Source organism: Allosphingosinicella sp. (genome assembly GCF_036387215.1).
In the GTDB taxonomy this organism is placed as follows: Bacteria; Pseudomonadota; Alphaproteobacteria; order Sphingomonadales; family Sphingomonadaceae; genus Allosphingosinicella.
Genome location: NZ_DASVUE010000217.1, coordinates 1 through 12218, shown reverse-complemented (window position 1 = coordinate 12218; position 12218 = coordinate 1). Strand labels below are relative to the sequence as shown.

The following is a 12218-nucleotide window of genomic DNA, read 5'->3' as shown; positions in this document are numbered from 1 at the left end:
GTGCGGCCATGGCGGCGCTTTCTCCAAAGTCTTCAGCTGCTGGGATTTGGGCGCTTACCTAGTGCGCCGGAGCGGGATTGGCAAACCGTGCGGGGCCTCCTAATCCGGCGCCATGAAAAAGCTCCTGCTCGCCGCCGCCGCTCTCCCCCTCCTCGCCCTTTCCGCCCCCAGCGTCGCTCCCGCTCAGAATGCGTCCGCGCAGGCCGAGAAGCTGCGCGATGCCGCGCTGAAGGACGACGTGGCCTTCGAGATCATGGAGGGGCTCACCACCGAGATCGGCCCGAGGCTCGCCGGCACCGAAGCCGAAGCCCGCGCGCGCGAATGGGCGGTGCGGCGGCTGAAGGCGCTCGGCTTCGCCAATGTCCGCATCGAGCCCTACGACATGCCGGTCTGGGTGCGCGGCGAGGAGCGGGCGGAGATCGTCTCGCCCTTCCCCCAGAAGCTGGTCGTCACCGCGCTCGGCAATAGCGGCGCGACTCCGCCCGCCGGCATCCAGGCGGAGGTGGTCGGCTTCGACAGCCTCCAGGCGCTGGAAGCGGCCAGCGATGCCACCGTTCGCGGCAAGATCGTGTTCGTCAGCCACGGCATGACCGCGACTCAGGACGGCTCCCAATATGGCTATTTCGGCGCCGCCCGGCGGACCGGCCCGTCGGTGGCCAGCCGCAAGGGCGCGGCCGCGATCGTGATCCGCTCGATCGGCACCGATTCCCACCGCAATCCGCATACGGGCGTCCAATCCTGGGCGCAGGGCGTCACTCCGATCCCGGCCGGCGCGCTTTCGATACCCGATGCCGAACAGCTGCAGCGCATGCTGAAGCGCGGCAAGCCGGTGACGATGCGCCTGACGCTGACGCCGCGGAACCTCGGCACCCGTCAATCCGGCAACGTCGTCGCCGAAGTGCGCGGAACCGATGCCGATGCCGGGATCGTGCTTATCGGCGGCCACCTCGACAGCTGGGATCTCGGCACCGGGGCGTTCGACAATGCCGCCGGCGTTGCGATCACTGCCGCGGCCGCGAAAAGGATCATGGATGCGGGGCGCCCGCGGCGGACGATCAGGGTCGTCTGGTTCGGCGCCGAGGAAGTCGGCGGCAACGGCAGCAACGCCTATCGGGCGGCTCACCCGAACGACAAGATCGTGTTCGTTTCGGAATCCGATTTCGGCGCCGACCGGGTGTGGCGGATGGACACGAGCTTTGCCGAGGCGAACAAGCCGCTCGCCGACCGCGTGGCGCAGGCGCTTGCGCCGCTCGGCATCTCGCGGGGCGGAGCGGCGGGCGGCGGGGCGGACGTCGGCGCCTGGGTGCGCTCGGGCGTCGCGGCGATCGACCTCCAGCAGGATGGAACCCGCTATTTCGACTATCACCACACGCCGGACGATACGCTCGACAAGGTAGACCCGGAGCAGCTCCGGCAGAATGTCGCAGCCTGGACGGCGATGCTCTCCGTCGTCGCAAATGCGCGCGAGGAGATCGTGAAGGCGCCGGTGACGGCGGCGGGGCAGTAGGCAGAATGATCATCGCACGGAAACCGTCCCCCGGACGGTTTCGGTAAAAGTGCGATGATGGTCGGGGAGACAGGATTCCAGACCGGAATAGCTCTCAACCAGACGCACGGAAATCCGCGGTTTTTGCAGGATTGCGCCGTCGTTGTGAATCCGTTCTGTGCTCCTGTCCAGTGCTCTTTCTTTTGGTCGTTCGGCGTCTACTTTGCGCCCATTGCGGACCATCAAGCTGACCTCGCGTGATGGCAGCATTGACCCACAAGCCGACGTTCAGGACCGCTGCGCCCCTTTCCATACCGGACCTACGTTGATGTGGGCTGGAGCTTTGCCTTTGCTGTGAGCGCACGGACTGTGCTTTGAAATCGTGAGCCCTAAGCTGGCTCGATCGGGTGGGCGCTTTGGCCCGCCTGCTAAGCCATCACGCAATGTCAGGGCCGAGCCTCTTAGATTTGTGGAGGCTCAAGGAATAGGAGCGGCAGAGCACTGGTATCCTCGACTCTGTACACCCACGAGCGTCCGGAGGGAGGCGTCGAGGTTTCAGCGTAGCGACTGGGAATTCTGCAGACGACGGTGACATGCGGCATGCAAAGCGCAGCGAGGCCGAGGCCAAGCGCTTGCGGCTTGGTGCCGAGGCAAAGAGCCAAGTCTCGGTACGGCTTGCCCTGACTAAAAAGATCGAGAGCGAGTTCAGCCGATTGCACCGCGCTTCCGGCCGGGACGCGGTGAACCTTGTCCATCTCTATGTCGAGAAACGTTGCTAGGGCCTTAGTCTCATTTTCGCCCCGAGGCTCATAATCCGGAGAGAAGCCCGGATAGGGCATAATCAACTCGTGGCTCTCAGCCTCGTAAGCTTCAATGAAGCTCCGCGCCTGGTAAGTTTCAAACCCAATTGCAGCGACGATCCTCACCTTGCGGTCGGCGCTGAGGTCACCCTCCAGATACGGGACTTGGAAGGACCGCCAATCGCCCTCGGTAAAACTCTGAACCGGAGACAAGCTGTCTTTTGCAGTCAGATCATACCGGCCACCAGCGTAGAAGAAGGTGATCCGCCCGGCGACGCCGGCCTTCAGCGCGAAACCCAATACCAGCAGTGCAAAATATTTGGGCAAGCATGTCAGATCCACGACCAGATCGATCGGACGACCGGCAGCACGGGCACCATCCACGAGAAAATCTCTAATCGCGTCACGCCACCCCTGCAGGTCACTTGAAGCCATCGGCTCGAAGACGGTCACACTATCTGTTTGCTTGGCGAGGAAAGCCTGCAGCGCCTCATCGTGTTGAGGCCGTAGTTCACTCTCACCCATCTCAGCGAAGCCGATCATGGCACCTCTGCTGTACCGACCGTGCCTTGCCCGGGTGATCTCCAGGCACCGCTTCTCCCAGCTTGAGGTCAAAAGCAGCAGGTCGCCGTCAAGCGAAAGCTCGGACGTATCGTTCGTCTCCTCTACAGCTCGAATGTGAGCGACATCAAACACAGAAGGATCATCGACCGATACCATCACAGCAATACTGCCTGTTCGATTGGGTCCTGCCTTGTGATGCGGCCGAATGCTCGCTCGACGAGGTCGTCGACCTTTGTGTCGATCGGACTGAAACAAGCTTCGACGAACTCGGCCATGGGCATGCGGGTAAGCCCATAGGGGCCACGGTAAGAGGTGCCGTAAAGTGGCGCAAATCGGAGGTGCAAGTGGAACAGCCACTCCGGATTGTTCGCTTCGAAGCCACCAAGATCGTCTGAGCGCGGAGTTCGCAAGAGCCCATCCGCCTCGCAACGACGCAGCAGCCTCGCGAGAAAGTCACGCTTCTCTTCAACCCGCTCTTTACCCACTTCGCTGGAAGCAAGATCGAACAGGAAATTGCCACGCTCCGGTGTAGCGAGCGACGAAAGATGCTGAGGACTTGCCTGAAGTCTCGCAGTCAGCTTACCGATGAAGTCGATCGCCTGAGCAGCCTCCTGTCCATGCCGCTCCATGGCGTTTCTGATGCCATCGAACTTGGCCTGACTTGAGCGACTCGCGCCCACTCTCTGTGTGTCCACCGACAAGGGAGTTGGACGTTGATGAAGGTCGCCGATGCTCTTCAGCTCGTCGCGCTCCATCGCTATGTCAACGATCGAGCCCATGAGTTCGAGGAAATCTCGAATGCATAGGTCACTTAGCGAGACGATAGTCCTCGCACCGACGTAGGGAATGCTCTTGGAGCCGTACTCGGCAAGTAGGCAAAGCATTGCCGCAACTTGTTTGCGCCTCATGTAGGCGCCCTTGTTCTCAGCCCGCTGGTCTTTTGTGCGGTCACCCAGCTTCTCAATAACGTAAGTCTGGTAGATCTGGGGGAAGCCCTTACCTCTGCGACCCGTCGACTTCGGACTACGGGCAACCAGCGCCTGGAAGCTCGAGGCAATCGATTTGCTAGCAAGCGCCTCTAGCGCGCCATTGATGTCGAGCCGACCAAGCAGGTTTTCAAGCTTGAACCCACTGCTTCGGAAATCCTGCAGCCTGGTGGTCGCTCGCAGATCTTCGTCCGAGTAGAAGAGCCTTAGAGCAGAGACTTCCTCACAAAAAGAGTAGAAGTCGTTGCGGTCCATCGTGTCGAGATAGATCCGATTACGATCGGCATCGGACAGCGTCTGGTTGTTCAGGATCGTATTGGTGGAGTCATAATCCACCGACACGTAGCTGATGACCCAGAACAGGGGCTGTTTGGCGCTGCGGACAAGCGAGTTCAGATATCGCTGCTGTGCGGGCTGCAGGGTCTCACAATCATCGATGCAGATCTTGAGATGAAAAGTAGCCGAGCAGCTGCCTTCATCGGAGCAGGCTAGCTCCCGCAACTGCGCAGCGAGCTCGTTGATAAAAACGCCTGGTAGAGCTTCGACCGGAAGATCGTGCAGAGCCTTGGTCAGCCCGCGAGTGACCGCAAGGTTCATTCGCTGGTGGAGTTGGCGGAAAAGCAACGAGAGGTCTTCCAGGCTCTCGACCTCACCTGGCGCACTCGTCTCAAGCTGCGGATAGGCTTGCAGAATCTTCTTGACCGTTTTGGTCTCGTCATCGGCCGAAAAGGTGAATCGGCGGACGCTGCGGAGCGAGCTGATTGCCTCACAGAGGAGTTGCGCGGCAACCAGCTCGATCAGCTGGGCGAACACCCCGTAACCGACGATCTCGGGGGTCTGGCTGTCCGGAAAGGCCTTGTGCCAGTCGATCAAACCGAGCGAGCTCGTCAAATAATCCGGTAGCCGGAAGTAGACGGCAACGTAGTCTAGGGCATCATCTCCCAGCTGGTCGGCGACCGTCCTGTTGTGAAGGCGCTCGCGCCAGTTCAGCGCCTTGAGCAGGCTCGTCTTGCCGCTTCCGCGCGTCCCGGCGACATAGAATGACTTCAGTCGCTCCAGCAACTTGACGTTGGGCGAAATCCAGATGAGCGGATGCTCGTGGTGCTCGAAGCGGGTCGGCCGGAAAGGGTTGGAGAACTTCATCAGATCGACCTCAGAACCTTCCAGCGGTGACTGGGGCCATCTTCACCTTGGATCTCCACCACGCCGACCCACTGCAATTCACGAAGCAGATCGTCCAGCTCCTTCGACTTGGCCGCTTTTTCATCCTCCGGCCAATCGGGGTCATCGAGATCACCCCGGTGGCTCCGCTTGTCCCGCTCGAGCTTATCAAGCAGCTTCTGGGCAGCACGCGACGCATGCCTCAGTCCTTCGGCCGCCGTCCATGCCGGCACGGTAATCGGCTTTTCCGCCACGACCTGTGAACCACGGAGGGTCATTGGCGTGATCTTGCAGCCAAGAGGAACGTTCTCGTTGCTGAACGCCAGCTCGACGATGTTGAAGCCTTTCCGGAACAGCGGCGCGGAGATGGAAATGATCGCTGCCCGCGGCGCCGTCGGCACCCGAATGATCTCGACTGGAACGGTATGGAGGTGACCATGCAGGTAGATGATCGGTCGATTGTGGCTTAGCAGTTGCTCGCGAACGGTGCCGGCATTGATCAGCTCGGAATAAGGCGCAATGCGAGGCGTGGCTTGCGGCAGCAAGTTGTGGTGGGCGCAGACGACGACAAGCTCGTCCCCGTCCAAGGCAGCGATCTGCTGGGACAGTGAGGCCAACGTCTGCTCGCTGATTGCCGGCGTATCGATGCTTTCATGAACTTCATTCAGCTCATCTTCGGTGCCGCCACCGGCGACGATCTTGGCGATGACAGCGCCGGCCTGCTTTTCGATGAGCGTGCCCAGGAGCCGGGTCTGCCCACATCCGTGGCAGCTGTTAAGCCCGAAAACGCTGACCTTTTCGCCAGTCGGACAGGTGAGTTGCTCCAGGGCCGGTTCAATGACGCTCGCCTTATTGAACCCCGCGGCTGCGATGATGTCGTTGATCGGATCGAACCGGTCCTCGCTGTTCGGATCATCCGCGCGATCAAGGTCGTGATTACCGAACAGCAACATGGACGGCGGCTTGCCGGTGGGTACCAAGTTGCGCAGGTAAGCCATGCACTTCTTCAACTGGTCGCGATTTCCACGATCAGTGAAATCGCCCATGAACGCGATCAAATCAGGTGATTTCGTGCCGATGTAGTTGCCTGCCGCCCTGGACACGGCCTGCAAAGGCGCAACGCCGATGGCACTGCTGACCGCCCCCGGAAACATTGGATCCTTGTCGTCGATCCCGAGGGTGAAGTTGGCCTTGTCGGGAAAGCGTACGTCCCCGATCTGGACGATGGTGAATACCTGCACGCTCCCGATCTCACTTTAGCCGCCAGCGGCAGGCACTTGCTACCGAACGAGGTTCAGACCGCCCTCTTCGGTAGGCTCCCCTCCTTGGCCGACTGTTCGAGTCGTGCCCTCCACGGCCGTATAGCCGGTCACTTCGGTGTCCGGAACCGCGCTTGTGAACGAGCAGCGGTTGCCGCACTGATGGTACCCTCTTTAACAATTGGGCGTAGTGAGGCGGCAGCGCGGTTGTCAAAGATCGCACCTTATGGGTAGGCCGAACCCTGACCAAGCGAGACCCATGATAACCAACAACAGCTCCTCGAGCGAGACCTTCGCAGGCGCAGCAACTGGACGAGCAACGAGATGACGGACCCCTCCCCACAACCCCTCGCCGCGATCCGCCAGATCTGGCGCTCCGCCTTCGGCTCCACCCGCGTCGCCTATCTCTCCGGCCCGATCACCACCGGCCGCCGCTTCATCGACTGGTGGCGCGGCGGCGGGCATGCGCTCGTGGCGGAGTCGGAGGAGTATCGCGCCGCCCTCCGCGAGCAAGTGATCGCGCCCAACGAGGAGGCTCTGAAGCTGGCAGCCGAGGTTCTGCGCGCCCGCCATGCCGAGCCAGTGATCGAGCCCGCCACCCTATTCGTTAGCCACTGGTCGCAGCTTAACTATCTCGAGCTCTGGGAAAGGTTCATCACCGATCATGCCAGCCGCATCCTGCTGATGGACGGCTGGGAGTTCAGCGCCGGCTGCGCATCAGAATTCTGCCGCGCCCATCTCGAGGGCGTGCCCACCACGCGGATCGACGGCACGCCCGTGGTCACGCGCGACGGCATCGCCGCGATCCGCCGCGCGCTCGCCGAGGTCAAGGCGCTCGACCCGATGCCGCCCTATCTCGCCGACACGCTTCGCGCCACCGCCGATCGGCTTGAGGCGACGCTTCCCGCCATCGTCTATGTCCCCGGCGGCGGCATGCCCCGCAAGGACGCCTCACTCGACCGGCTCGCCGAGCTAATCAACGTAGCCCAGTTCATCAGCTACGAGCCGCGCCGCGGTAAGCCGAAGCAAGCCTTCGCGCGCGTTCTCGGCGAGGCGCCCAATCACGGTTTTAGCGGCCTCCAGGAGGCCGCCGAGACGCTGCTCGCCCGCAGCGCCGAGGGCTCCGTCAACGTCCGCAGCTTCACTCCCGAAAATCCGCTCAGCCGCGAGTTCATCTACGGCCTTAAGAGCGTCGACGAGGTGACCTCGGCCGTCCTGCGCCTTACCCGCGAGGGCCTTCATACGATCGCAAACGAGACGGTCGACATCCACGATGGCGGCGTATCGGGCGTGATCCTCGGCAATCTCATCGAGTTCGCGCCCGACGACACGCCGCGCGCCGTCGAGAAGCCCGGCACGGCCTCGCTCCCGCTCGGCTGGGGCTCGCGCCTGCTCGTCACCGTCTACGGCTTCGAGCCGGACCTCGCCGTCCCCGAAAACACCCGCCTCGAATTCAGCATCCATCCGAAGCCCCGCGGCTGGCGGCTTACGCATACACTCGGCTGGGAGATCGCCGAGCATGAGGGCCTTGGGCTGCCGCCGCCGATCCAGTGGCCGAACCGCTTCAGCCGGATGATCGGCGACAAGGTATTTGGCCTCCTCGTCGCTCATCATATCGGCCTTCCCGTCCCCCGCACCACCGTTGTGAACCGCCGCGTCGCGCCGTTCAGCTTCGGCCAGCCGACGGGCTCTGCCGAGGTCTGGTTCCGAACCGCACCGACCGAGCAGATGCCGGGCAAGTTCACGACCACGCGCGGCTGGACCGATCCCTTCCAGATTATGGCGGCCGAGGATCCTGAGCATGAGGCGATCGCGTCGATCGTCGGCCAGGCGAGCGTGGTGCCGCAATATTCGGGCGCCTCAATCGTGCTTCAGTCAGGCGAGATCGCGACCGAGGGAGTGGCCGGCGCCGGCGATGCCTTCATGCAAGGCACCGCAAAGGCTCAGCCGCTTCCGGCGGCGGTGATTGAGGACGTGAGGAGGCTGCACGCTGCCGCGTCCGAGCTCGGCCCCGTCCGGCTCGAATGGGTTCATGACGGCGAGCGGGCGTGGGTCGTCCAGATGCATCGCGGCGCGACCATGAGTGCGGCGGACGTGCTCGTCCCTGGCGAGGCGCGGCACTGGACACCGTTCGAGGTGGCAAATGGCCTCGAGCAGCTGCGCCGCCTAATCGCTCAGCTCCAGCCCGGCGACGGCGTGGAGCTGATCGGCGAGGTCGGCCTGACCAGTCACATCGCCGACGTAATCCGAAAGGCGAAGGTTCCGGCGCGAACCCTTGCGCAGCGGCAGCAGCAAGCCGCTTAGCGAACTGTGAAGGGCGAGCATCGCTATCCGCAGCATCGGTCCGTAGTCACGCCACAGAGTACATGTGCGTTCGCACAATTATGATCCGGTTTGGAATGGGCTCATCAGCGGTCACTATCATCAGCGATGCTACAGTGCCGATCAGCGGCGGACGTTTAGGGACGATGACCGCATGATTGGCGTATTGGCGTATGGGTCTCTGATCACCGATCCGGGTCCAGAGCTGCAGGCGGTGATCCTGTCGCGCCGAGACGATGTACCAACACCCTTTGCGGTGGAATATGCCCGCTCGAGCGCCAGCCGGAAGGGTGCGCCAACATTGGTGCCGGTCGCGGAGGGCGGGGCTCCGGTCCTCGCCACAATCTTCGCGGTTGCTGTCTCTGCCACCGAAGCCGCCGACATCGTTTACCGTCGCGAGACCGGCAAGATCGGCACCGGACTCAAATACGTTGAACCGGTCCATCGCACGCTCAATACGGTGATTATCGAGCACCTCGCCAATCTTGAAGGTTTCGACGTCGTGCTTTCTACGCGAATCGAATCCAATATCGAGCCGCTTTCGGCCGAAAAATTGGCGACGCTCGCGATCAAGAGTGCACGCCAGGCGGCGCCTGGGAAGGACGGCATCACCTATCTCATAAATGCGATGCGGTCGGGCATCATCACTCCGCTGACCTCCGACTATGAGGCAGCGATCCTTGCGAAAACCGGCGCACGCGATCTCGCGGGGGCGCTCGCATCTGTCCGCCGGCTGTAGGCGTCTACCAGGCCCCACCTGAACGAAGGTCCGCTTACGCGATTCATTGTTCTAAAGCGGTCGCGCCTGCCCCACCAAATCCAGACATTCTGGCGTTCAGCGGCTGATGACCGGTATGGGCGCAAAGCAGCCACTCCGGACCGACAACCGCGGTGGTTGGAGCCACCTCTACGGGAGGGGCCGCTATTCCTCGCAGACCGTAGTAATCCGCCACTCTCGAATGCGTCACCTCGGCCGTTATGCCACCGGACTCTACATCTCGCTATACATCAGCGGCCCCAGTCGCGGGAATCATCAACGGCCGATTTTTTATGACTTGGAGGACCCTCTTTACGGCAACGGATAATACTCGAGCGAGTGCTCGAAGCCGCTTCGGAACAGGCGGAGGACGAGAACGAAAGATCGCTGACCGGGATCGCCGCAGTAATGCTGGATAGCCCATCCCGCCCTTTGGAACTTCCGTTTCAGAGGAGCTGGCACCAGCGGCAATGTTGCGAGATCACGCTTCTCGCTGCGGCTGGGCAACTTAGGGGGCTCGCGTTTCTCGCTGTCGCAGTGCCTCCTAGACCTCTGCTGTCGCGCTGACGGCGATGTTTCGGCTTGCCGCCGCACATGATCGGGTCCACCCCCGTGGTGGGGATAGTGATGAAGCCATTGCGCCGTCAGTTCCTGAGGATCGCCATATTCGCAGGTGCAGCGTCTGCCCCGGCGCTCGCGGCGGCAGCGGGTGAGCGTCTGATCGACATCAGGGGCGGCGAGTTGGCAAGCGCACTCGTAGAGCTCTCGCGAGAGACGAAGACGGAGCTCCTCTTCGATCCGCGGCTCGTTCGAGGCATCGCCGTAAGCCCCGTCCGCGGGGTGTTGACGCCCTCGATCGTGCTTTCAAGGCTGCTTGCGGGCACGGGACTCGGCTTTCGCGAGAGCGGCGGAACCTTCGACATCTACGCCCTGCCCCCGCCCGCCTATTCTCCGCTTGCTGAGGAGCCGGTGGCGGAGATCCTGGTGATCGGCCGACGAACGCAGAATGCGGATATCCGAAGATCCCGGAACGACATTCAGCCCTACAAGGTCGTTTCTTCGAACGACATCGAGTTTGCGCACAGGGACAATGTCGACGATCTGCTAAGGAGCCGGGAGCCGTCGAACGCGCAAATCGCCTCTCCCAACCAGCTCCTCGACATTCCCGGCGACACCCGCTCGGCCGTGAACCTTCGCGGCCTCGGCAATTCAAGGACGTTGATCCTGGTGGATGGGCGCCGAATGCCGCAGATCCCCACCACGCGCTTCGATTTCTTCCAGCCGGACCTTAATCCCATTCCGCTGAGCGTCGTCGAGCGGGTTGAGACGCTGACTGGAACGGCAGGCGGCATTTACGGGCCGAGCGCACTCGGCGGGATCGTCAACGTGGTTCTCCGCCGAGATTATGAAGGTGGGGCGCTGCGCGTGACTTCGGGCCTTACAAGCCGCGGCGACTCCTGGACCCGGGGCATCGAAGGACGGTTCGGCTTACGAACCGGGAATGGGCGGACGGCTCTGATGGCAGCCGGCAGCATCCAGGAAGCGGATCCGATCAGAGCCGGGGACCGCGACTATCTGCTGAGACAGCGCCTCCTCCAATATTCGAACGATCCGGTGGGCTATGTCGACCAGAAGCTGACCGCCAAAGGTGGAACCCGTCCTCCCCGCTCCAACGCCGTCAGCGTCTTCAGCGGCAGCCCCGGAGGGCCGCTTGTCCTGGGTCCGGCATTCGGAGGCGCCTCGCTCGGCGCGGCATACACCTTTCTCCCGCTGGGTTTCGAGGGAACGCAGCAGGAGGCAGTGGAGCAGCTTCGTCAAAATGCCGGAAAACTCGTGTTCGAGCCGGCCGACGACGTGGGTACCGCCCGCGCGACGCTCCGGGGGGCACCCTCGACCCGCTCCGCTTTTTTCAACCTGCGGCACGAGTTCAGCAATCGGATCGAGGCTTACGTCGATGGGCTATGGTTGCGGAACAAGGGAGCAATCGCGTTCGGCACTCCCGAACAGCTGGTGGCGCTGCCCAATATCGACATCAATCCGTTCTCCCAAATCGTGATCATCACGTTCCCGCGCCCCGACGTAACCGGCCGGTTTCGGCAGGGCATCACGACCCGCCGCTTCACAGCCGGGCTGGTGGCGCGGCTGCCACGAGGTTGGAGCGCAACTGCTGATTTTTCGGGCGGAAGCGCCGACGTGACGCGCTCGAGCAAAACCAGGGTCATCGATTTCGACCTTCTAATCGCCGTCCAGCGCGGCCAGTCCCCGGGGGGCGGACTTCCGCGAGTCGATCCGCTCGGGTCGTGGTCCCAACTCCTTCAGGCGCTGCAAGCTTATTTCGGCGAAAGCATAGCCGACGAGTCTCTGAAGAACCGTTATCGCGGCGCCGCCTTGCGAATTGCCGGGCCGCTTTTTTCGCTTCCAGGCGGCAGTGTCACCGCCACCGGCCTGCTCGAATGGCGAAGCGAACGGGTGCCGCCCCCGATCAGGACCATCGTGTTCACGGACAGAATTTCGGTCACCGAGGGTTCTCCTCGAAGCCAGACCGTCCAATCCGCCTATGTCGAGCTGCGCGCGCCGCTGATCGCCGCGGATGGCAGGCTCGCACCGCTGAGCGGCCTCGAGTTCCAGCTTGCAGGACGCTTCGATCGCAGCAGGACGAATTATCCCGACGGTTTCGGCCCGGGCGCCGGCGGGAAGCCGCCGGCGACACGCGCCGAGAGGGATGCGTTCACCTACACTGCGGGCCTGCGCTTCTTTCCCGCGCCTCTCCTGATGCTCCGCGGCAGCATTGCCACCGGCGAGGTGCCGCCGACGATCGCCGATCTCCGCTCCAGCGCCGACTTCTTCAGGGTTCAGAACACCGCGCTCGCCGACCCATTGCGG

At 62.6% G+C, this 12218-nt stretch carries 7 protein-coding genes; 4 read left to right on the top strand and 3 right to left on the bottom strand.

Annotated elements, in window-relative coordinates; genetic code table 11:
• Nucleotides 1-112 precede the first annotated feature (112 nt).
• Nucleotides 113-1507, top strand: a complete 1395-nt coding sequence (locus tag VF662_RS08530) for a M20/M25/M40 family metallo-hydrolase (RefSeq protein WP_464139877.1) — start codon at nucleotides 113-115, stop codon at nucleotides 1505-1507.
• Between the two features lie 440 nt (nucleotides 1508-1947).
• On the opposite strand, the gene VF662_RS08525 is transcribed toward VF662_RS08530, so the two are convergent.
• Genes VF662_RS08525 through VF662_RS08515 form a run of 3 tightly spaced genes read right to left on the bottom strand, consistent with a single transcriptional unit; the run spans nucleotide 1948 to nucleotide 6238 of the window.
• Nucleotides 1948-3006: a hypothetical protein gene (locus VF662_RS08525; protein ID WP_464139875.1), complete on the bottom strand. Its 1059-nt coding sequence runs from the start codon at nucleotides 3004-3006 to the stop codon at nucleotides 1948-1950.
• Nucleotides 3006-4979 carry an ORC-CDC6 family AAA ATPase gene (locus tag VF662_RS08520; protein WP_464139873.1) on the bottom strand — a complete coding sequence of 658 codons (1974 nt, stop codon included), beginning with the start codon at nucleotides 4977-4979 and terminating at the stop codon, nucleotides 3006-3008. Before VF662_RS08520 ends, VF662_RS08525 begins: the two co-directional genes overlap by 1 nt.
• Nucleotides 4979-6238 carry a metallophosphoesterase family protein gene (locus tag VF662_RS08515; protein ID WP_464139871.1) on the bottom strand — a complete coding sequence of 420 codons (1260 nt, stop codon included), beginning with the start codon at nucleotides 6236-6238 and terminating at the stop codon, nucleotides 4979-4981. The genes VF662_RS08520 and VF662_RS08515 overlap by 1 nt, the downstream gene beginning before the upstream one ends.
• Before the next feature lie 342 nt (nucleotides 6239-6580).
• Between VF662_RS08515 and VF662_RS08510 the strand changes: the two genes are divergently transcribed.
• The 3 genes from VF662_RS08510 to VF662_RS08500 all read left to right on the top strand — a co-directional run.
• Nucleotides 6581-8560, top strand: coding sequence for a hypothetical protein (locus VF662_RS08510; RefSeq protein ID WP_464139869.1), 1980 nt, complete (start codon nucleotides 6581-6583; stop codon nucleotides 8558-8560).
• 64 nt (nucleotides 8561-8624) lie between these two features.
• The gene (locus VF662_RS08505; RefSeq protein WP_464139867.1) at nucleotides 8625-9317 is read left to right on the top strand and encodes a hypothetical protein; all 693 of its coding nucleotides are present in this window, start codon (nucleotides 8625-8627) and stop codon (nucleotides 9315-9317) included.
• Nucleotides 9318-9962: 645 nt separating this feature from the next.
• Nucleotides 9963-12218, top strand: a 2256-nt coding sequence (locus VF662_RS08500; RefSeq protein ID WP_464139865.1) for a TonB-dependent receptor domain-containing protein, incomplete at its 3' end; no start/stop codon positions are given.